The organism is Rhizobium sp. BK312, assembly GCF_014193605.1.
In the GTDB taxonomy this organism is placed as follows: Bacteria; Pseudomonadota; Alphaproteobacteria; order Rhizobiales; family Rhizobiaceae; genus Rhizobium.
Genome location: NZ_JACHZP010000012.1, coordinates 29713 through 49828, shown reverse-complemented (window position 1 = coordinate 49828; position 20116 = coordinate 29713). Strand labels below are relative to the sequence as shown.

The following is a 20116-nucleotide window of genomic DNA, read 5'->3' as shown; positions in this document are numbered from 1 at the left end:
CCAAGAGATGACAAGCCCATCCGCCGAGAACGCCCTCGTCAAACTGGAAGACGTGCATTTGTCCTTCGGACCTGTACAGGTGTTGAAGGGCATCGACCTCACCGTCAACAGGGGCGATGCCGTATCTATCATCGGTCCGTCCGGTTCCGGCAAGTCCACGATCCTGCGCTGCATCAACGCGCTGGTTCAGCCGCAGAGCGGCAGAATCACGGTCGGCGGAACCCGGGTCGATCAATTGGCCCGGGAAAGCGAACGCATCGCCCTGCGCAAGCGCGTCGGGATCGTCTTCCAGCAATACAACCTCTTCCCGCACCTGACGGTGTTGGACAACATCGTTCTGGCACCCGTCCGCATTCTCGGCATCGAACGGCGCACAGCGGAAAAGCTGGCCCGCGACTTGCTGGAAAAGGTGCGGCTTGCGGATAAAGCAAATGCCTATCCCGGCCAACTCTCGGGCGGCCAGCAGCAACGTGTCGCCATTGCCCGCGCGCTTGCGATGAAACCGGAACTCGTCTTGTTCGACGAAGTGACTTCGGCACTGGATCCGGAAACCGTCGGCGAGGTCCTGTGGGTGATACGCGACCTGATACGCGATGGCATGACCAGCATTCTCGTCACGCATGAGATGCGCTTCGCCGAGGAGATCAGCAATATGGTCGTCTTCACCGAGAACGGCCGCATTATCGATCATGGTTCGCCGGAACAGATCTTCCACGTGAGCCAGAATCCGCGCATCCGCCAGTTCGTCGGGGGCCTATCGGGAGGCCGCGGCTCGCTGAGCGACGGTGAAGGAATCTGAGATGACTGGCACGTCCGCACCATTGACCACAGCCTTCGCCGAGGCGATCGTTCACTCGGCCCCTGGTCGCGATCCTGCCGCGATCGAAGCAGCTCGCACGGCGATCATTGATTTTTTTGCCTGCGCCGTTGCCGGCGCTGGCGATCGCACGGCTGGCCTTCTGGCTCAGGCCGTGGGCGCGGAACTTGCGGGTAACGCAATCGTCATCGGGACGAGCCGCCACACCGACCCGCTCGTCGCAAGCGTGGTCAACGGTTATGCGGGCCATGTGCTCGATTACGACGATGTCCATGCCAGCGTGCGCGGGCACCCGACGACCGTTATCATCCCCGCGCTCCTGGCCCTTGCTGCTGAACGTGGGTTCACCGCGGGCGACCTGATCGCCTCCTATATCGTCGGGCTGGAAGCGATGGCACGGCTCGGCCTCTCGATCGGCTCAAAACACTACGAGAATGGCTTTCATGCCACCGCAACCCTCGGCCCCGTCGGCGTCGCCGCGGCAATCGCACATCTGACTAAAGCCTCGGTGAAGGAAACCGCCGTTTCGCTAGGACTGGCGGCAACCCAGTCTTCTGGCTTGCGGCTGCAATTCGGTTACGATGCAAAGCCCTTCCACGCTGGCATGGCCGCACGTTCTGGCCTTTTGGCAGCGCGTCTGGCTGCGGCAGGTTTCGGTGGTGCGCCTGACTTTCTCGACAATCCCGTCGGCTTCCATTCCGCCTATGCGTTCGGCGCGGAGCGTCCGGCCATGCTGACGGAAAACTGGGGAAGGCCCTGGCAGATCGTTGCGCCCGGCCTCACGCTGAAGGCTTATCCCTGCTGTACGGCAAGCCACCCCGTCGCTTCGCTCGGCATCGAACTTCACCGCGAAGGCCTCGCAGCCGACAGGATCGAGACCATCACCTTCACCTATCCGCCCGGCGCCGATGCGGCGCTGGTGGTAACAAAACCGACCAACGGCATCGAAGCGCGTTTTAGTCCGGAATACGTGTTCTCCGCCGCGCTCATCGACGGTGCGTTGCGGCTGGACCATTTCGACGAGCGACCGGTCGAGCCGCGCCTGATGGCCCTGGCAGGCCGCGCGCGGCGTCGCCATGACGAAAGCGCGCCGCACATGTCGAGCGATCCGACAACGCGTTTCGTCATCCTCGACCTGAAGCTTCGCGACGGCGGTACGATCACACGCCGCTTCGATGGCCTTCCGGGCGTGACGGATCCCACCGAGAAATTCCGTGACGCGACGGCAGGCAATCCTGCCTTCGCCGATATCCCGTCCCTCGTTCGCGCAATGCACGGCGCCGCCGATCTCGACCGGCTGCTGGCGCTGCTCAATCAGGACGCCGTCTCAATCTGAACTGACGAAAGACTTACAATGAGTGCCAAACGACAAATCCATCTCGGCCTGTTCCTGCAAGGCGCCGGCCATCACGTATCGGGCTGGCGGCATCCACATGCCGAGGCCGGCAGCGAGAATTTCGATCTGCTGCGGCGTGTCTCGAAGATCGCCGAGGCGGCAAAGTTCGACATGGTGTTTCTTGCCGACGGCCTCACCAGCGGCATCGACGCGCATCCTTCAACGATCGCCCGCTTCGAGCCGCTGACGCTTCTTGCAGCGCTCGCGATGGTCACCGATAAGATCGGGCTGGCCGCCACTTCGTCGACAACCTATGGCGAGCCCTATCACACCGCCCGCGCCTTTGCCTCGATCGACCACCTGAGCCACGGCCGCGCCGCCTGGAACATCGTCACTACCTCCTATGCCCGCACTGCGAACAACTTTTCGAAATCGCATCCGGAGCACGATGAACGTTACGCCGTGGCTGAAGAATTCGTCGACGTGGTGCGCGGTCTCTGGGATAGCTGGGAAGACGACGCTTTCGTCAAGAACAAGCAGACAGGCGTCTATGCCGATCCCGCCAAGATGCATGTGCTCGATCATAAGGGCAAGTATTTTTCCGTTAAGGGTCCGCTCAACATTCCACGCTCGCCGCAGGGGCATCCGATCCTAATCCAAGCCGGTTCGTCCGGCCCCGGCCAGGATCTCGCAGCGCGCACCGCCGACGTGGTCTTCACCGCGCAGCAGAGCCTGCAAGAGGCGCAGGGCTTCTACAGGAGCCTGAAGGAGCGCGTAGTCAGGTTCGGCCGGCTGGCCGACGACGTCGCGGTTATGCCTGGTTTCCTGCCGGTGATCGGTCGCACAGCCAAGGAGGCGGCCGACAAGCTCGCAGAACTCGACCAGTGGACCGACCTGACGAGCGCTATGCCGCTGCTCGAGGAGCGCATCGGCCACAGCCTCGCCGACTACGATCCGGATGGCCCGCTGCCAGACCTGCCGATCTCCGACCAGCTGCGCAGTCGCGCCGAGCTTTTAACGGCGCTGGCACGCCGCGAACACCTGACGATCCGCCAGCTGGCGCTGCGGGTCGCCGCCGGCCGCGGTCACCATATTGTTCTTGGCACGCCGGTCGAAATCGCCGATCGGATGCAGCAATGGTTCGACGGCCGCGCAGCCGACGGCTTCAACGTCATGCCGCCTTTCTTCCCCGAGGGTCTGGAGGATTTCACGCAGTTGGTAGTGCCCATTCTTCAGGAGCGCGGGCTATTCCGCACAGAGTACAGCGGCACAACCTTGCGGAACCATCTGGGACTTGCGAGGCCATAGCACGCCCCGACAATTATCGGGATACGTAGAAGCTACCTTACAAGCTCGGCCGACTGGGCGGTATCGCTCCGAGCCGATTGGCAGCGCCTTATTGGAATTGCAGTCGTGCATCCACTACCTCGGCGTCACAGAAGTCTAGCTCGCATTCGACCGAGCCACCTTGGATACGAGAGCGAACAATATAACGACGGTGAGCACCGGTAAGTAAAACATGCCCACTATGAATGCACCCATCCATATATCTCCATCGGGGAACGACTTTGATTCTGAACTACCTCGGTTCGTCGATGCTGGCGATCGCGCTAGAGCAGTTCCAGCAAAAGTGCGAAGCGGTTTTGCGTCCGGAACTGCGTAAAAACAAGGAGATAGAGCGTTTTCGCGATTCGAAGAAAAGCGGAAATGCTCTAGTCTTCGTCGCGGCGGTCAATCGGGTTGCCCTTGCGCTCATTCCATGATCGACGTCGAACAGCGCCCAACTGGCGTTATTAGCATAGAGCAGGCTTTCATCTTGCCGAGATTCAGTGACCGTCACATGCCATGAATAGCGTTGCTCTTGAAAGGATCAGAACCAACGACCCTGTTATTGCAGACGCTATCCGTTTGAAATTCCTCAGTAGCGGACATCCGCTTTATCTGTACGGAATGACCGATTTGGGCCGAAAGGAGACCGGCTGTGTCTGGAGAGTTAGCAGGGCGCAGTTGCAGTTCTGGCCTCCCCCGGAACACCATTTCGCAAACAGAACTGGGTACTTCCGCCGCCCCCTCGCCGCGTATCACCAGACGTTCAAGAACCATCCGCTTTTCGTGAATACTCATTTCGGTGTCGTCTACCTCGATGCCGTCGTCACAAAGAGAGTGACGGGTCGATGGAGGTGGAGATCGCCTGGACATTACTTCTTACGATTTGTTGACTCACCCGCAGTTGATCAATAACTTGTGAACTCAGTCGTTAGGCTTGTCCTCACATGACGGATCAATCTCTTCAGCGTCGCCTTGCCGCCATCGTCGTTGCCGATGTGGTGGGATATTCACGCCTGATGGAGGCTGATGAAGCCGCAACGCTGGCGAACCTCAGGGAACTCCGTTCTGGCGTTATCGAGCCGGCTGTAGTGCGCCACAAGGGTCGCATCTTCAAGGCCATGGGCGACGGATTCTTAATCGAATTCGGCAGCGCGGTGGACGCGGTCGCAGCAGCGTTGGAAATGCAACGGGCCACTACTGCTGTTCAGTCTTCCGAGGACCGGCGCCTGCTTTTGCGTGTCGGCATCAATCTGGGAGATGTCATCGACGACGGTGCAGACGTCCTCGGCGACGGCGTCAATGTCGCTGCACGCCTCGAGACCCAAGCCGCACCGGGAGGTATCTGCATTTCAGCCAAAGTTTACGGCGAGATCGTCGGCAAAATCGACGACCAATTCTTTGATGCAGGTGAGCGTTACCTGAAGAACCTTACTCGCCCGGTTCACGTGTGGCATTGGCCAGACGCACTGCAGAGCATATTGCCGCTGCCCGAATGTCCCTCGATCGCTGTATTGCCGTTCACGAATATGAATGGGGATGAAGCGGACGCGCCTTTCGTCGACGGCTTGACCGAAGACCTGATCACCGACCTTTCCCGTACGGCAGGCCTGTTCGTCATCGCGCGCAATTCCGTTAACGGCTACAAGGGCAAGCCGGTCGACGTACGGCTGGTGGCCCAGGAACTCGGCGTCCGCTACGTCCTGGAGGGGAGTGCCAGACGCGCAATGGGCCGTGTCCGCATCAATGCCCAATTGATCGACGCGCGCGCCGGCCGGCACTTGTGGGCCGACCGGTTTGACAGGACCGTGGAAGATGTTTTCCAATTACAGGATGAAGTTAACGCCAAGATTGTTGAAGCCCTCGTCGGCCGGCTGACCATCCCGAAGCAGCGCAATCGGCCGAAAAACCTTGAGGCATACGAGCTGTGCGCGCGCGCCCGCCTCCTGACGGAAGAGTCGCCGCAAACTGAGCGTGAGGCGTATATGCTGCTCCAACGCGCGGTTAAGCTCGAGCCGTCATATGCCGAGGCGCTCGGTCTGCTCGCCTATAACCGCTGGCTTGCCTGGACTCATTTCGGCGAGCCTGAAGATCCTAACCGTCGGATGGCGGCGACGTTCGCGCAGAAGGCCGTCGACCTAGATCCTAACGATGCCGGCTGCCGTTACGTTTTGGGGACCATTTTGGCTTATGAGCGGCGATGGGAGGAATCGGAGGGCGCCTTCGCCAAGGCCCTGGAGCTAGACCCCAACCACGCCGACACCTGGGCCGCCATGTCGGACATATCCGTGCTGGACGGCAGGATCGCCGACGGACTAGCCCAGATCGAAAAAGCTCTGCGGCTCAATCCCTATCCAGCTTGCTGGTATCTCTGTCATCTTGGGCAGGCGCAATACGCGGCGCGTGACTATGAGGCGGCAACCGCAACGCTGCGCAGGGGAGATACGTATCGTACCAACTCACGCAAATTCCTGGCTGCTACGCTTGCGCAGTTGGGCCACCGTGAAGAGGCGCGGCGAGAAGCAGATTTGTTCCTGATCGCCCATCCTCATTTCACGATCGGCCATTGGCTCAGCTCCCAGCCGCTTCGCGATGCATCTGTACGAGACCACTTTGTCGACGGCTTTCGAAAGGCCGGCTTGCCGGAGAGGTGACAGCGGGTGAGGACAATCGCGATGCGTTCGAGGACTTGATCAGCGGATATGCGCTGCGCGAGAAGGGCAGTCTGGATGGCAGTACCGAGCTTCTTCAAACGCTCCCCCAAAACCCGTCGACCAGCCCGAGCCTCGCATCCGCTGGACCACCTTGCATCATGGTGGCGATGAGCCCGCAGGCATGAAGGCGACGCTTACGTCCGCTATCCGCGGCGCAAAGATGCCGGTACCTTGAAACTAGACAAGGTCTGCTTTCCGGCACGTGCAAGGTGTGCTTCAACGGCCGAAATGATGGCGCAACGTTGCCGTTCAAGTCGCTCCAGTCGTTTCGTCGAATGGTCGACGATAGTCAGGCTTGTGGCCGACGCTGATCGCGCCAAATGCCGATGTCAGCACAACACGCCTGACCCCAACATCACGCGACGCTCGCAGCACCCTGAGGTTTCCGTTGACAGCGGATTCGATCCAATCTTCCTGGCGGGTCTGGTCGCCGGACGGGGTTGGCGAAGCGCCGTGCATCACGTAGGCGCACCCCGCCACAGCTTCCGGCCATCCTCGATCGGCATTGAGATCGGTGAGGATAAACGACAAACGTTCGCTTGCATCTACGCTACCAGTGAAAGCCTATAGAGGTTCTCTGTATGCTTCGGATGGTAGTGGTGGACAGCCGTTGTCAAGCCAGGTCACGAACGGCGCCTCAGAAAGCTGACCGAACGCGTATAGAGCGAGATGATTTGCCAGGCAGACGTCCGCTTATACCCCGGAGCTCGCTGACGAAGCGGCGCCGCTCGCTCTCGTGGATCGAAGTGAACGAGCCGGAACTGAACTCCGCAACGAAGCTCAGAAAATCGTCAAGGCACTTACCGGTTTGAGACGCGAACCCGGTATGGTGGGTGCGGACGGTGCACTTTATCCAGATAGCGAAGGTAAACCCAAGGCATCAGGCTTCGCGGAGTTCAGTTCGACCGGCAACGACGGAGCACACTGTAAATCCGACAAGCCATTGTATCGCTACGGAGATCGGCAGAAAGCTACGCGGACGACAATATGCGGATCTCGAACGGCTAAATCTTGGATCGCTCCCTCTGTGCCGCTCCATCCGCCAAAGGCAAGGCTCGCAAGCCTCGAGTTTCCCGAATGAGCTTCAGAGTTCCTCGTCGCAGTTTGACCAGGAGTCATCTTAACCAGCGCTGGAAATTTCCTCGGTCAAGACTTCGAAACGTGACAAGATTGCGGGGCCGAACGCCGTGGTGAGCGCCACGTCAGTGGCGTCCCGACCGGTCGCCATCAGGATTCGGCCAATGCGCGGCGTGTTATGTCGGGCATCGGCCGTATGCCAGTGTCCTCCAAGATAGACTTCAAACCACGCACTGAAATCCATTGGGTGAGGATCTTTCGGGACGCCTATGTCGCCGAGATAGCCGGTGCAATAGCGTGCGGGAATGTTCATGCAACGGCAAAGCGCAATGGCGAGATGTGCGAAGTCGCGGCAGACGCCCGAGCGTTCGTTAAAACCACCAAATGCTGTCCTGAGCGGATCCGCCTTCTGATAATCGAAGGTAATGTGGTTATGCACGAAATCGACGATAGCCTGCACCCGCGGCCAGCCGAGAGGCGTAGACGAGAACTGCTTCCAGGCGAAATCTCCCAAATGGTCGGTGTCGCAGTAGCGGCTGCCAAGCAGATAGACCAGAACGTCGTCGGGCAGATCCTTGATGTCGTGCTGGAAGGCATTGTCCGGTACGGGATCCGGCAGCCCACCGTCGTAGATCTCGAATTCGGTCGAAATTGTCGTCAGCCCGGCCGGCGCGACGATCCGACTGCAGGCATTACCGAAGCCGTCGATATAGCCCCAGGTCTCGATAGGACGGTCGAAACTGAGCACCTGATCCGTCAAGAGATCCGCACGGCGGGAGGGATGAATGTTCAGCACCAGCAGCATCGGGGTGTCCTGCTCGCATCGATAGCCCAGACAGAAACCGGCGCGTATCTTCATCGTGGTATCCTTCAGGAGAGGAATTTATGCCGAAGCAGCTATCCAGCAGCAACGCTCGGGCGACGAAGGTGTTCCGCTAGCCGCGCCGCCTGCCCCCAAGATCGTCGGTAGTGACGTTCACTTGCACCGACATATCGTCGAAGTCGGATGCATTGCCGTCATAGCTGCCCCACAGAGGAACCGCCTGTCTCGGATCGCGGGCGACCCCGACGCGGATCAGGTCGCGATTGCCGACTATGCCGTTGGTGGGATCGAATTCCGCCCAGCCGGCGCCGGGCAAATAGATCTGGCACCAGGCATGGGTCGATCCACCGCCAAGCGTCGTCGAGCCGTCGCGATCGGGAACGTAGATATAGCCGGTGACGAAACGCGCGGCGAGTCCGAGCGATCGGGCCGCCTCCATCATCAGTAGCGCGAAATCACGGCAGGTCCCGCGGCGAAGCTGCAAGGTTTCCAGCGGAGCCTGCGTTCCATGCGCCGAGCGCCTTGCATAGATGAAACTCTCATGGATCGCATAGCACATCGTCATCAGGAGGTGCCCGGTTTCGGTCGGCTGGCCGATACGCAGGAATTGCCCTGCCCATTTGCCGACTTCATCGTCGGGGTCGGAATAGTGACGCTCAATGGTTCGCTCCAGGTCGAGCGCTTCGTCTGGATCGTATGAAAAAGGATAGGTCAGCGCCTCGTCGTCGATCTGAAGATCGATTGAGACGTGTGGCGTATGGTCGAGGCGGATGGCAGTTTCGAAGCGAAGCTCACGAGCGGCCTGGGCAAAGCCTATCACGGCGACGCAATTGCCGAAGACGTCATGGATCCATCGGATGTATTCCGGCTTGGGATCGACCTCAAGACGGGAACTCAACAGCGTCTGATCGAAACTGTCGCGCGGCCTGAACATCAGCCGGTGCTCACCGAACTCGACCGGCCTCTTGTACCGGTAGGAGGTAACATGCCTTACGAAGAATATGGTCATCAATCACCAACGAGAGTTGCGGACAAGGAGCGTTTTCGAGACCTGGATGTCACTACCGCCCGGAGCGATGCAAAAGCTAATACCGACGCAGATATCTTTCGCCGGCAGAAGGTATGAATGCCGGCGGCAGCGGCCGATTCGCATCCGTCACAAAGCATTTGGCGGCTCCGCCGCAACATGGTTCGTCATCGTAGCGTCGTCAGCCGCTGTTGTCTCCAGCCATTTTGCATTTGGCGTTTCGACGATCGTGGTCTATGTCATGGGATGCAGATGCGGGCATTTCCGCCACGGTTGACGGCGGCGCCCCGTTCAATCCGCCATAGCCAGCGTCAGGGATATGACCTTATGCTCATCCGCTACGGCTACGACATTACCGTGACATTCCCCCAACCGACGCCGATGGTCACCATGCTGACGCCACGACCTGAGCGGTCGGCCGATGTGCGATCGCCGGATGTCGTCGCGACAAACCCTGAGACGCCGACCACCTCCTACCTCGACCTGTTCGGCAATGTCTGCCGTCGCTTCACCGCGCCCACGGGAGACCTGCAGATCTGGGGTGATGGCACACTCGAAGACAGCGGCGCCCATGATCCTGTCTTTTCAGATGCGCAGGCGCTGCCGGTCGGCGAGCTGCCGGACGATTGCCTCGTCTACCTGATGGGTAGCCGGTATTGCGAAACCGATCGTCTCAGCCAGATTGCCTGGGACAGGTTTGGCAACATCGCTCCCGGCTGGGGTCGAGTTCAGGCAATCTGCGACTTCGTTCACCAGCACATCACGTTCGGCTATCAGGATGCACGCTCAACGCGTACAGCGTTGGAAGCTTATGAGGAGCGCATTGGTGTCTGCCGCGACTATGCTCATCTCGCCATCGCTTTCTGCCGCTGCATGAACATTCCAGCGCGCTATATCAACGGTCACCTGGGCGATATCGGCGTGCCGATCCTCGACCCGATGGATTTCAGCGCCTGGATCGAAGTTTTTCTGGGCGGGCGATGGATAACCTTCGATCCGCGCAACAATATTCCGCGCATCGGCCGCATCGTGGTCGCCTGCGGGCGGGACGCCGCGGATGTTCCACTGATTATTTCCTTCGGTCCGCATCTGTTGAAGTCGTTCCGGGTCTGGACCTATGACGTCACGGATACAATGCCCTGAGTAAACGCCAGAAGCTACCCGATCGGTGCGGCGGTTGCTGATGAATGAACGACGTATTGATCCCGGTCACGATGTCCGTAGGAAAGCTTTGCGAGCTGGGGTTCAGCAAGCTTACACGTTTCTCGAGCCCATGCGGTATCTTGCAGAACGGAGCGAATGACGGCGAATGCGGCATGGTGACGATTGTGGCCCTTGCAGCAATCGCATCCTCGCGTGAGGCATTGTGCTGGTCAACCAATCGAGAATGCCAGTGCGGATCGAGGAGGAAGGGCCGCAAACGAACAGATGCGATCTTGAGATTCGTCCTTAACGAGACTGAAGTTGGGAAAAATCCAGGCCGACATGCTACTTCATGATCGGACGCCTTGAGCGGGGTCGTACCGATGACCCCGCTGTTTCTTTTGCGGTAACTCCAGAATGAACCATGATCAGCGTGATGCTGATCTCGCGTGCGCCCATTGCCCACGAAGGCAGTTTTGGCAGCATCGCCTCGGTCGCCTAAGGATCAACGGAATTCATTCGCTAATCTTGCGTTAGCGTGGTCTAACCTACCTGCTCGGTTCGTTGTTACCTGTTCTGGCATCTGAGCTTTTTGGAGTCCGTTAGCACCCCTGGCGGACTCCTTCTGGCATATGGGTGGCTTCGATTTGGCGCTGCATACGAAGCAGCGCTATATTACAGCATTATTTTAAAGTTGTTGCCAAAGCACTCCAACGGGCGCACGGTGTTTCGTGGAAATATTTCCATGGAAGGAAAAGTGCCATGGACCGCCTCGTCGCAGCTGCCAACATTCAATACTTTCGTGAGCGCCTTACTGGGGTGACGGACGAGCGGGAAGTAAAAGATTTGCGCTTCCTGATCGCCCGAGAAGAGTGTCGCCTGCGCGATATTAGCTCTTCGAAAGAGCAGATCATAAGCTGCCACTAAGCTACCGTTGAGCGGATTGAACGCGCCCTTCTTTGAACGCTCTGCGGCATTTCTTTCGGGTTCTGTTTACGCACTTCGCCTGATCTGGGGACCGGTCGGGTGGAGGATTGCTGCCAGAACCACGAGCGCCTGGCAGCAGCGCCAACCATAGACCCAGCAGCAAAGGAATGCCGTTATGCCGCCGGTTAGAGTGACTTCCGCCAGAAGAGTCGCAAAGGGCTTCCAATGCCCCATCCGCGAAAAGACCGCCACGGTATTTCGCGCGATTGATACAGGTGACATTGCCAAACGACTGGAAAACGCTGCCCTGCTCAAAGCCCTGCGTATCGAACGCAACCGGCCGAGGCGACCCCAACGAGAGAGCTGAGAAATGTCAAATAAGCAGACAAATCTAAACCGGGTGCTCAAGAAGGCTGAATATGTGACTTCCGATATGGAACCATCGCCGGGCGGCGACCATGATGACGACATAATCACCATCCGAAGAATCCGTGCGGCGACGATTTCGCCTGGTGGCTACCCGCGTTCGCGTCGGCAAAAGCGGAATGCAAATCCGGCCGCCCTAGCAGCCTGGGAAAATGAAGGGGGCGCCGTTCTCGACGGCGTAGACGCATCCGCTGTTCAAGTCTAGATTTCACCCGACTTTGCAGTTCGCCGTGACCATATTTTGCTCTCGATATAGCGGAGCATCAACGGGTTCCCGGCGACTGGATGGATCAACCGCAAATGAAAATCTGGGGCAAAGCGTCGTGAAACTCGACAGCCTCACCACACGACGCTGCCAATCCGGCGAAGTCGATTACGACGGCCATATATCCCGACACGGCGATTGCCGTCTGCATGGGCTTCTCTACGAAGCAGCGTCGGTCATTCTCATGCGCAGCTCCGTGCAGAGTTCCTTGCGAACATGGGGTTCAGCTCCGGGAGAGGATCGGTTTCAAAAGAGCTGCTGTGGCTGTCGCACGAAAGCTTGCGGTCATCGTGCACGCCGTGCTCCAGACCGGAGAGCCCTTCGATCCCACCACAGGAGTGGCAGTGACCGCATAGCATCGAGTAGCGCTCAAAACTGAGCGCGTGAAGCGTCTCTACCAGGACCTGAGCTGAGCCATTCCGTTGATGGGGTTGCATCGCTGTCTCAGCTGAATGTGCCGTCCACGTGCCTCGCCAGCAGTTACCCAAAAACTTCCTACCACCCGCCGACTTTCCATGGTGCGCCTCTCTCTTTGCCTTGCATAGCCGGAACCTTAGCCGCAGTTGCGATTTATCCATCAGGGAGTACACCAGATGAGCAATGATAATAGACCAAAGCCAGACCTCAGGACGACTCCGGATCGCTACAACCCCTGGATCTCATGGATCGCGGTCCTTGCGATTATGGTGGTCACGCTGCTCGCCTGGGGTTTTTGGCCGTACGCCGGTAGGACGGATCTTAATGGCTCGGCGCAGATAACTGCACAACCATCAACCACTACCCCGCCGGCGGTCGTTCCAGCTCAGCAATAGAAAACCATCGTCGAGGAAACTGGTTATGGTAAAATATCCCAAGCAACCCACATCTGACACAAGGCATTCCATCGAGCAACGCCGCTAGCGCATATGAGCGTGGCGCGAAAGCCGGCGCACAAAAAGAACCCAAAAATGGTAATCCTAATCCCTAAGGTAGCCGCGCCTCGAAGGCATTTGAGCACAGGCAGCTAGACACCTAAAACGTCAGAAGCAACGACAAGCCGCCAAGCCAGTAACGCGATCTGTTCATCATCTTCATGCCCGCCTCCGCGCCGCGCATTAAAACAAAAGAGCCCCTGTCCGTTTTAGGGGATAGGGGCTTGTGTCATGTGCCCCATCGCGCGCCCGGTAGTTCGTGCTCAAAGGCTCTATGGAGACGTTCCTGTAAGCCGTCTATACGGTTGCCAAGGCCTTCGATGGCGCGAAGAAGCTGCGCTTGTTTGTTCCTGTATGCCAGTCTTGATGGCGAAGATGGCGAACGTTTTTGCAGCGTGTGGCTTGGGTGCGCACCGTCGATTTCCGCATTATCCATTGTAAAATCAAAAATTGAGTATATATATAGGACATCGACCATTGCTTGTGACGTCGTTCAAGAGCCCTGCGCTCCCGTCGGATCTCCTCTCAAATAATCGATCTTAGCCCACAAGGCATCGCGGGCGCCACAACGATTGCTTTGAAAGGACATCGTTATGAACACTGGTACTGTGAAGTGGTTTAATTCCGTCAAGGGCTTCGGCTTCATTCAGCCTGATAACGGCAGCACGGACGTATTTGTCCATATCTCTGCTGTCGAGCGCGCGGGAATGCGCTCGCTTTCGGACGGCCAGAAGATCAGCTACGACATCGTGCAGGACCGCAAGTCCGGTAAGAGTTCCGCTGACAACCTTCAGGTGGCTTGAATTTGTCATTCGCTCCGCTGACCACGGATGTACTGGCAGCTGAGCCGAATGACTGTGAGAGGTCGGGTCCATGCCCGGCCTTTTATTTTGCCAACCGGACAACCGTATCTACTGTTGGCGTTACCGGTTGAGTGAGACAATCCTGTTAAAAGCCGGCTTTCTTGGAAGCTCGGCCCCCTTGAGCCGCATTCAGATTCTATACTGCTTGTCTGATGCGGAAGATAGCGCGCAATATAGTGTTGGGTTCGAAACAAAGAGTTTGAACGTCCCTTCCGATTGGCATTGATGTCATCCGGTCCCATTACCAACGCAAGACATCTCGGCTGAATCAAAGCTTACCCAGACAGACGCTGCGGCAAGGGATATCGTGGACGCTGAGGCTACAATCAGAGAGAAGAAGACGGAGAGACTCCGCGCACTTCGGCTGGGCTCAGCCAGTGGCGGAGGCGCCCGAAAAGGCTACCCGTTCCAAAGCCAATTCTTCAAAAGCTCAAAAAGCATAGCGACCTTCGGCGCTTAGGACTTGTAGGCCGCAACACACAATTAGAAAACGGGAACGGCCGTTGTACCGGGCAGCTTGGGATCGTTTCAGTTCAAATGTGAATGATTAAGGGAGCCGCATCCGCGTGTTCCCGTGGAGGCCTGCCGTCATGAACAGTCGCACCACGCAAACCGTTATTCGCTTTTCATATCCGTTCCAGCTGCCGGGCTTCGAAGCGCCACTGCCGGCCGGAGAATATCGCGTCGATTACGACGAGGAACCTCTCGAAGGCGTCTTTCGGCTGGCATGGCGGCGTATTGCCGCCTTCATATACCTGCCGGCGATTGCCATGCAGGGTTCGGCACAACAGATGGTGCCGATCAATATATCGGACCTCGAAACCATCCTCGAAAAGGACCAACAGCAATCATGACCACACCAGCTATTCTACAGCGCAATGGCCACCCGATCCGTCGCACTCCAGCGACACATATCTTCGCGGTGGGACAATTGGTGCAGCTCAAAAACGGTTTTCGCACATTTCCTTCCAGATCGACGGACATCTATCGCGTCACCGGCACATTGCCTGCGAGGGGGAACATGCTGCAATACCGTATTCGCAACGAAGACGAGCGCTATGAACGCGTGACGACAGAGGATGCTCTGGAACTGGTTAGCGTGTTACCCGGCGCTGGTGCGACCCTCGTAGAGAAGACATTCGGCTGAAGCTGAAGGAACGCAAAAGGAGCAGCAGCAGGACTATCGACGACCAGATCGAGCAACGATCAAATACCATCGCACCTAGCAGATGGGAAAACGATGTCGGCGCTCTCTAGGTCCAGATTCGGAATGCATCGCTTCGAATGAAACGGCTGGTCGCGTCTTCAGAGCAAAGATTGGCTAAGCTTGGTTTTGGGGTATAGATCCGGACATGCGCGGACGACGTTCCGGAGTGAAATTGATCTTGCGCTTACCCAACAGATCCCTGCCGAAGCAATCCTAAGCTGAAATAATCAGGCAGGTGGTTGAGGATCTAACAGTTGCCCGCGACTTCCATCCGCCGAGCAAAAGCAATCAAGAGTGGTTTTGACATCGAAGGCGGTTGCCCCGGCCGTGTACCCGGTCGCTCAATGGAACAACATTGATTTCCGGACGTTTTCCTCGACTGTGTCGGGCACTGCTGACATTCCGTCGGCAGTCCGAATGGGAGGAAGTTATGAAAACGCTGCTGATCGCGATCGGCCTTTTCGCCGCAACAACTTTGCCGGCTCTGGCAGCCGAGCCCGTCAAGATGGTCGACACTAAAATGGGCAAGATCATGGCCACGGAAAAGGGCATGACGCTTTACACCTTCGACAAGGATGCTCAAGGTAAATCAAACTGCGACAAGGATTGCCTCAAAAAGTGGCCAGCTTTTCACGCTGCCGACAAAGCCAAGGCCGAGGGCGAATGGTCGTTAGTCCAGGATGCCAACGGCAAGAAGATGTGGGCATATGGCGGAAAACCGCTTTACACATTTGCCGGAGACAAAAAGGCAGGCGAGATGAACGGCGATGGCATTGGCAACGTCTGGCACGTAGCCAAATAGCCGGACGACGTCGAGGAGCAGAGGACGGTCGTTGGATCGTCCTCTATTCCCGGTGCCGCCACACGGATTGAGCTTTTGAAGAAATTGGGGTTGCGGCTGCTCACTGAGAATGGTGCGCTAAAGAATCGTCACTTGTCGAGCAAGATCGCGACGCGTGTTGCCTGATCCTACTTCCGCTTTAATCTGAGTCTTCGCGATCTCAAGGATGGAGCGGTTCAGTGATTTCGTGAACGCTGAACCCACTAGCTCCTTTCCGTTCGCTAGTCGCCACAGAGGTCGCCAGGCTAACTGGCGTCGATATGCGCATTGTCACAGGCGAAAAGAAAATACTGACGGGCAACGCTCGGGGCGGAGCGATATCGAAGCGCTGTCATACAGGAAAAAACCGCGTCCCAATAAAGCTGGCCGGAGTGTTGATCGAAATCTTTCTGCAGATATCGAAGCGCTTCTCTTGGTCCACTGATGGCTCGGGTGCAAAAGCCTGCTCCCTGGATGAGGACCGGTGTCTCCCAGATGAGCGAGAATCCGACGTTAATGACAGAGCCCATTTAATTCCTCTCCGACATCATCGCAGGGGGAAATGTCTGCGATGGCGATCGACACGACAAGTCAATTTGGGAATCCTGAGGATTCGTGGGCCTCTTCTCCAGATAGGGTTCTTCCAGGAGGGCCGGGTACGGTTCTGGCGAGATTTTGAAAGAACCCGCCATTTCGATAGCTTACAGTTTTATCTCTGCACCTTTTGGCCATCGAGGTAGCCGTGTTCGAAAGCCTTGGCGAGCACGCTTCGTTCCGGATAAGGATTTTCCTCACCTGTCACGTCCCGCATACCAGCTTCGCCACCACGCTCATATGCCTCTCTGGTCGCCTCATCCGAGGCTTTCAAATCCGGGAGTTCGAGTATTTCTGTGCCGATCGGATCAGGAGGGCTCGACGTCACGCGGTGTCCTGACGGACCTGGACGATTTTCGACTTGCATAGCTGTTTCCTCCTGAGGGCGTGGAGCGATGAGCACTGACGAACAGGCCGCGTATGCGGTCATCACAAAGGCCGCATTTAAAAGAAGCCGTTCCATCGCCCCGAAGGATCGCGATCTGCTGGTCGAGGCGAGACAAGAGCGACGCTGACAAAATCAGTATCGCTCTCCATTTAAGGCTATTTGATGCGCTCAGGCTTCCGGGATTTATCGTTTCTGCTCTTGCTGGATGATGTCTTCGCATCGAAGGCCTGCCCGAAATTCGTGCCGCCGAGATGCCCGCCACCACTCGTGTTGTTGACTTGGCGCAGTGCTCGCCGAAGGATCTTCTCTGCATTTGTCTTTGTCATTGTGTCTCTCCAAAACAAAAAGACCGGGGATCGCCCGGCCTTTTCAAAGGCTTGCGGTCCCGCTTGCCAATACATCCGTGTTAAGGCGGCGCGAGCCGATCGCTTGATTGATTATGCGGACAAAAGGTTCTGCGCGGCGTTCTTGCCGTTACGCACGTCTTGTACCAGGTCGAAGGAAATCGTCTGGCCTTCCCTGAGAGAAGACATGCCGGACCGCTCCACCGCGGAGATATGAACGAACACGTCCGCGGATCCGTCACTCGGAGCAATAAAGCCGAACCCCTTACTGATGTCGAAGAATTTCACGATGCCTTTAGCCATGACGATGTCCTTTCAATCGCATGAAATTACGAAGCCCGCGGGTATGCGCGCCATCAATGATCGAGCTTGAAAGGGAAGATCAGCAAATGCGCCTGCGCGCAGAAACAAAGCTAACTAAGCAAATCCGATAGATACTCGTAGAATAAATTTCTTGCGTTAGCAATGTTGTCGTCATTCAATTTTATTGAATTACTATAAATATACATGAAACCATGGTAAAACACATGGATAATACACGCAATTCAAATCAATGGATTGCCATCATAATTGTTAGAGAACCGTGCAAATAAGGAAGTATTCTGAATATCAGCTTTTCTCGCACCCTTTTTATCTGCACGATGGGCTGGACGCGCCGGTTTCGCGTGCGGTTTTCCAACGAAGCAAAACAAAAGGCCGGGCGTTACCCCGACCTCTCACAGTCGCTCACTTCAGCTGCCAGTACATCCGTGGTCAGCCGAAGGAATGACAAATTCAAACCGCCTGCAGATTGTCGGCAGAGCTTTTGCCGGTTTTACGATCCTGAACAAGGTCATAGTCCACTTTCTGGCCGTCCTTCAGTGCACTCATCCCCGCGCGTTCCAGGGCGGAGATATGGACAAATACGTCCGTGCCACCGTCCTCGGGTTTAATGAACCCAAATCCTCTGCCGGCATCGAACCATTTCACAGTGCCTGTGGCCATGGTCATTCCTTTCGAAGCAGTTGTCGTGGTTCCCGCAATACCTTGCAGGATCAGATCGATTATTTGAGAGGAAATCCGAGGGAGCCTTGGGCTCTTGAGCGACATCACAAGCAACGGTCGACACACTGTACGTAGGTTCTATTTCTGATTTTGCAATGTATGAAAGCTGATTTTATTGGCGAACGGCGATTGTCGCCGAAAGCCTGATCAAGATTGGCGGCAAAATCGGAAGGCCGAATCTATTCCTTGCATCTGCACTATTGCCTGTTAGGTTACGCCAGCGCCTCAAACCGAAAGATAGATTTCTTTGGCTCAGCATCTCGAGGCGCGTCATCGACGCTTCCAACTCGTCCTTATAAAGCCCTCCCACTACGACGACGACGGTTACGTTATCAGATGGTGGAGAGCGATGATTCCTTCGAATTCGTTGGCTGCCATTTACGGCATTGCCCGCGACTGCGCGGAGCGCGAGATCCTTGGTCCCGATATCGGCATCGACATTGTGGTGATCGATGAGACCAACACCCGCATCAAAACCGCTGCGCTCATCGAAACGCTGCGCAGGAACGGGAATTTCGGAATGGTGGCGCTTGTTGGCGTTCAATCCAACCAATATCCACGCGCGTTGGATATTGCGCGTCCATTCCGTCACGCAAATATCCCGGTTTGCATGGGTGGCTTTCACATTTCCGGCTGCCTGGCCATGCTCGACGGCGCGGCCGTGGAGCTCGACGCCTGCCGAGACATGGGCATAGCGATGTTTGCAGGCGAAGCAGAGGGACGGCTTGAAACAGTGATCCGGGATGCCGCTGAAGGCACCTTGAAATCGCTCTATAATTTCATGAATGACCTGCCGAACATCGATGGCGCCCCGGTGCCGTTCCTTCCCAAGGATAGCATCCAACATACGCTCGGCCTCAGCAGCAGTTTCGATGCGGGCCGCGGCTGCCCATATCAATGTTCCTTCTGCACGATCATCAATGTCCAGGGCCGCAAGTCGCGTTTTCGCTCCGCCGACGATATCGAAACGCTCGTGCGCCTGAATTGGGCACAGGGAATTCATAAGTTCTTTATTACGGATGACAATTTTGCTCGTAACCGGGATTGGGAAGCCATCTTCGATCGCCTTATCGAGTTGAAGGAGAAGCATGGCATTCCACTGGGCCTGATGATCCAGGTCGACACGCTCTGTCACAAGATCCCAAACTTCATCGAGAAATCCAAGCGCGCCGGCGTCACCCGCGTCTTTATCGGGCTTGAGAATGTCAATCCCGACAATCTCGTCGCCGCCAAGAAGAACCAGAACAAGATCACCGAATACCGCAAGATGCTGCTCGCCTGGAAGGCGCAGGGTATCATGACGCTTGCGGGCTATATCCTTGGTTTTCCTGCCGATACGCCCGACACCATTCGTCGCGACATCCGGATCATTCAGGAGGAATTGCCACTTGATGTCATCGAATTCTTCGTACTGACTCCTCTACCTGGCTCGGAAGACCATCAAAAGCTCTGGCGCAATGGCATCGGCATGGACCCCGACCTCAACAAGTACGACGTTGAGCATGTCTGTACCGCGCACGAGAAGATGAGCAAGGTGGAGTGGGAGGCGATCTATCAGGAGGCATGGTCCCTCTATTATTCTCCGCAACACATGAAAACTCTGCTGCGCCGTGCCGTCGCGACGGGTGTGCCGCTCGCCAGCCTGGTGAAGGTTTTGATATCCTTTGCGACAACGGTACCGCTTGAGAACGTCCATCCCCTGCAAAGCGGCATATTGAGGCTCAAACGCCTCGACGAACGACGGCCGGGTCTGAAGCGGGAACACCCCTTGTGGTTTTGGCCGAAATTTGTCGGCGGAACCGTGGTAAAGCATGTGAGGCTTGCCGGGGCAATTGTCAGCCTGTGTCTTTCGGCCTATCTCATTGCTCGGAATGCGTCGTCAAAAACCTATATGGATCAGGCTCTGATGCCGGTTAAAGATGATGACGACACGCATCTTTCCCTCTTTACGCAGACGAGAGGCGGACATGCTGCGGTGCAGCATGTCAAGAAGATCGCCGAACTCACCAAACGTTCGTCTGCGGGGTGAAGAATAGCGTGTGAGCGAGACGTCTGGTCCACCGC

At 56.9% G+C, this 20116-nt stretch carries 21 protein-coding genes and 1 pseudogene; 13 read left to right on the top strand and 9 right to left on the bottom strand.

Annotated features, from left to right (window positions below; genetic code table 11):
• The first annotated feature begins 7 nt into the window (after positions 1-7).
• The 4 genes from FHT85_RS27105 to FHT85_RS27090 all read left to right on the top strand — a co-directional run bounded on the left by FHT85_RS27105 (position 8) and on the right by FHT85_RS27090 (position 3916).
• Positions 8-799, top strand: coding sequence for an amino acid ABC transporter ATP-binding protein (locus FHT85_RS27105; RefSeq protein ID WP_112412741.1), 792 nt, complete (start codon positions 8-10; stop codon positions 797-799).
• Between the two features lies 1 nt (position 800).
• Positions 801-2153 carry an MmgE/PrpD family protein gene (locus FHT85_RS27100; RefSeq protein ID WP_112412742.1) on the top strand — a complete coding sequence of 451 codons (1353 nt, stop codon included), beginning with the start codon at positions 801-803 and terminating at the stop codon, positions 2151-2153.
• Between the two features lie 18 nt (positions 2154-2171).
• Positions 2172-3461 carry an LLM class flavin-dependent oxidoreductase gene (locus tag FHT85_RS27095; RefSeq protein ID WP_112412743.1) on the top strand — a complete coding sequence of 430 codons (1290 nt, stop codon included), beginning with the start codon at positions 2172-2174 and terminating at the stop codon, positions 3459-3461.
• 260 nt (positions 3462-3721) lie between these two features.
• Entirely contained in the window at positions 3722-3916 is a 195-nt protein-coding gene (locus FHT85_RS27090; protein ID WP_112412744.1) for a hypothetical protein, read from the top strand.
• A gap of 73 nt (positions 3917-3989) precedes the next feature.
• Here the strand turns inward: FHT85_RS27090 and FHT85_RS27085 are convergent, their stop codons facing one another.
• Positions 3990-4277, bottom strand: coding sequence for a hypothetical protein (locus FHT85_RS27085; RefSeq protein WP_162709794.1), 288 nt, complete (start codon positions 4275-4277; stop codon positions 3990-3992).
• Positions 4278-4426: 149 nt separating this feature from the next.
• Here FHT85_RS27085 and FHT85_RS27080 point away from each other — a divergent pair, with 149 nt between their 5' ends.
• Positions 4427-6133, top strand: a complete 1707-nt coding sequence (locus tag FHT85_RS27080; RefSeq protein WP_112412745.1) for an adenylate/guanylate cyclase domain-containing protein — start codon at positions 4427-4429, stop codon at positions 6131-6133.
• Between the two features lie 309 nt (positions 6134-6442).
• On the opposite strand, the gene FHT85_RS30680 is transcribed toward FHT85_RS27080, so the two are convergent.
• From FHT85_RS30680 to FHT85_RS27065, 3 genes are all read right to left on the bottom strand, one after another.
• Entirely contained in the window at positions 6443-6673 is a 231-nt protein-coding gene (locus FHT85_RS30680) for a hypothetical protein (protein ID WP_405048054.1), read from the bottom strand.
• Positions 6674-7313: 640 nt separating this feature from the next.
• Positions 7314-8129, bottom strand: a complete 816-nt coding sequence (locus FHT85_RS27070; RefSeq protein ID WP_112412747.1) for a transglutaminase-like domain-containing protein — start codon at positions 8127-8129, stop codon at positions 7314-7316.
• 76 nt (positions 8130-8205) lie between these two features.
• Complete coding sequence (locus tag FHT85_RS27065) at positions 8206-9102, bottom strand: transglutaminase N-terminal domain-containing protein (RefSeq protein WP_112338769.1); 897 nt, start codon at positions 9100-9102, stop codon at positions 8206-8208.
• Between the two features lie 345 nt (positions 9103-9447).
• On the opposite strand from FHT85_RS27065, the gene FHT85_RS27060 reads away from it, so the two are divergent.
• The 7 genes and pseudogenes from FHT85_RS27060 (at position 9448) to FHT85_RS27030 (ending at position 15664) form a co-directional block, all read left to right on the top strand.
• Positions 9448-10263: a transglutaminase-like domain-containing protein gene (locus tag FHT85_RS27060; protein WP_112412748.1), complete on the top strand. Its 816-nt coding sequence runs from the start codon at positions 9448-9450 to the stop codon at positions 10261-10263.
• Between the two features lie 762 nt (positions 10264-11025).
• On the top strand, positions 11026-11190 hold the full coding sequence (locus FHT85_RS27055; protein ID WP_162709796.1) for a hypothetical protein: 165 nt from the start codon (positions 11026-11028) through the stop codon (positions 11188-11190).
• Between the two features lie 722 nt (positions 11191-11912).
• Positions 11913-12237 (top strand): annotated as a pseudogene (locus tag FHT85_RS27050) (IS110 family transposase); the annotation flags it as partial.
• Between the two features lie 1148 nt (positions 12238-13385).
• Complete coding sequence (locus FHT85_RS27045) at positions 13386-13595, top strand: cold-shock protein (protein ID WP_183774604.1); 210 nt, start codon at positions 13386-13388, stop codon at positions 13593-13595.
• A 650-nt stretch (positions 13596-14245) separates the two neighbouring features.
• Positions 14246-14509 carry a hypothetical protein gene (locus FHT85_RS27040; RefSeq protein WP_112412874.1) on the top strand — a complete coding sequence of 88 codons (264 nt, stop codon included), beginning with the start codon at positions 14246-14248 and terminating at the stop codon, positions 14507-14509.
• On the top strand, positions 14506-14802 hold the full coding sequence (locus tag FHT85_RS27035) for a hypothetical protein (protein ID WP_112412873.1): 297 nt from the start codon (positions 14506-14508) through the stop codon (positions 14800-14802). Before FHT85_RS27040 ends, FHT85_RS27035 begins: the two co-directional genes overlap by 4 nt.
• A gap of 490 nt (positions 14803-15292) precedes the next feature.
• Entirely contained in the window at positions 15293-15664 is a 372-nt protein-coding gene (locus tag FHT85_RS27030) for a hypothetical protein (RefSeq protein ID WP_112338763.1), read from the top strand.
• Positions 15665-15948: 284 nt separating this feature from the next.
• Here the strand turns inward: FHT85_RS27030 and FHT85_RS31045 are convergent, their stop codons facing one another.
• The 5 genes from FHT85_RS31045 to FHT85_RS27005 all read right to left on the bottom strand — a co-directional run bounded on the left by FHT85_RS31045 (position 15949) and on the right by FHT85_RS27005 (position 17992).
• A complete protein-coding gene (locus FHT85_RS31045; RefSeq protein WP_112401249.1) occupies positions 15949-16212 on the bottom strand; it encodes a DUF982 domain-containing protein in 264 nt (87 codons plus the stop codon).
• Between the two features lie 179 nt (positions 16213-16391).
• Entirely contained in the window at positions 16392-16643 is a 252-nt protein-coding gene (locus FHT85_RS27020) for an Sf3a2-prov protein (protein ID WP_112338761.1), read from the bottom strand.
• 176 nt (positions 16644-16819) lie between these two features.
• Complete coding sequence (locus FHT85_RS27015; RefSeq protein ID WP_181476413.1) at positions 16820-16990, bottom strand: hypothetical protein; 171 nt, start codon at positions 16988-16990, stop codon at positions 16820-16822.
• A 111-nt stretch (positions 16991-17101) separates the two neighbouring features.
• Positions 17102-17311, bottom strand: a complete 210-nt coding sequence (locus tag FHT85_RS27010; protein ID WP_112338760.1) for a cold-shock protein — start codon at positions 17309-17311, stop codon at positions 17102-17104.
• A 471-nt stretch (positions 17312-17782) separates the two neighbouring features.
• Positions 17783-17992 carry a cold-shock protein gene (locus FHT85_RS27005; RefSeq protein WP_112401250.1) on the bottom strand — a complete coding sequence of 70 codons (210 nt, stop codon included), beginning with the start codon at positions 17990-17992 and terminating at the stop codon, positions 17783-17785.
• Positions 17993-18299: 307 nt separating this feature from the next.
• On the opposite strand from FHT85_RS27005, the gene FHT85_RS27000 reads away from it, so the two are divergent.
• Positions 18300-20081, top strand: a complete 1782-nt coding sequence (locus FHT85_RS27000) for a B12-binding domain-containing radical SAM protein (RefSeq protein WP_183774601.1) — start codon at positions 18300-18302, stop codon at positions 20079-20081.
• Positions 20082-20116: the final 35 nt, after the last annotated feature.

Bases quoted from the DNA above. Each gene is read 5' to 3' on its own strand.
- FHT85_RS27105 (WP_112412741.1), top strand. From the start codon at position 8: ATGACAAGCCCATCCGCCGAGAACGCCCTCGTCAAACTGGAAGACGTG.
- FHT85_RS27100 (WP_112412742.1), top strand. From the start codon at position 801: ATGACTGGCACGTCCGCACCATTGACCACAGCCTTCGCCGAGGCGATC.
- FHT85_RS27095 (WP_112412743.1), top strand. From the start codon at position 2,172: ATGAGTGCCAAACGACAAATCCATCTCGGCCTGTTCCTGCAAGGCGCC.
- FHT85_RS27085 (WP_162709794.1), bottom strand. From the start codon at position 4,277: ATGAGTATTCACGAAAAGCGGATGGTTCTTGAACGTCTGGTGATACGC.
- FHT85_RS27080 (WP_112412745.1), top strand. From the start codon at position 4,427: ATGACGGATCAATCTCTTCAGCGTCGCCTTGCCGCCATCGTCGTTGCC.
- FHT85_RS27070 (WP_112412747.1), bottom strand. From the start codon at position 8,129: ATGAAGATACGCGCCGGTTTCTGTCTGGGCTATCGATGCGAGCAGGAC.
- FHT85_RS27065 (WP_112338769.1), bottom strand. From the start codon at position 9,102: ATGACCATATTCTTCGTAAGGCATGTTACCTCCTACCGGTACAAGAGG.
- FHT85_RS27060 (WP_112412748.1), top strand. From the start codon at position 9,448: ATGCTCATCCGCTACGGCTACGACATTACCGTGACATTCCCCCAACCG.
- FHT85_RS27055 (WP_162709796.1), top strand. From the start codon at position 11,026: ATGGACCGCCTCGTCGCAGCTGCCAACATTCAATACTTTCGTGAGCGC.
- FHT85_RS27045 (WP_183774604.1), top strand. From the start codon at position 13,386: ATGAACACTGGTACTGTGAAGTGGTTTAATTCCGTCAAGGGCTTCGGC.
- FHT85_RS27040 (WP_112412874.1), top strand. From the start codon at position 14,246: ATGAACAGTCGCACCACGCAAACCGTTATTCGCTTTTCATATCCGTTC.
- FHT85_RS27035 (WP_112412873.1), top strand. From the start codon at position 14,506: ATGACCACACCAGCTATTCTACAGCGCAATGGCCACCCGATCCGTCGC.
- FHT85_RS27030 (WP_112338763.1), top strand. From the start codon at position 15,293: ATGAAAACGCTGCTGATCGCGATCGGCCTTTTCGCCGCAACAACTTTG.
- FHT85_RS31045 (WP_112401249.1), bottom strand. From the start codon at position 16,212: ATGGGCTCTGTCATTAACGTCGGATTCTCGCTCATCTGGGAGACACCG.
- FHT85_RS27020 (WP_112338761.1), bottom strand. From the start codon at position 16,643: ATGCAAGTCGAAAATCGTCCAGGTCCGTCAGGACACCGCGTGACGTCG.
- FHT85_RS27015 (WP_181476413.1), bottom strand. From the start codon at position 16,990: ATGACAAAGACAAATGCAGAGAAGATCCTTCGGCGAGCACTGCGCCAA.
- FHT85_RS27010 (WP_112338760.1), bottom strand. From the start codon at position 17,311: ATGGCTAAAGGCATCGTGAAATTCTTCGACATCAGTAAGGGGTTCGGC.
- FHT85_RS27005 (WP_112401250.1), bottom strand. From the start codon at position 17,992: ATGGCCACAGGCACTGTGAAATGGTTCGATGCCGGCAGAGGATTTGGG.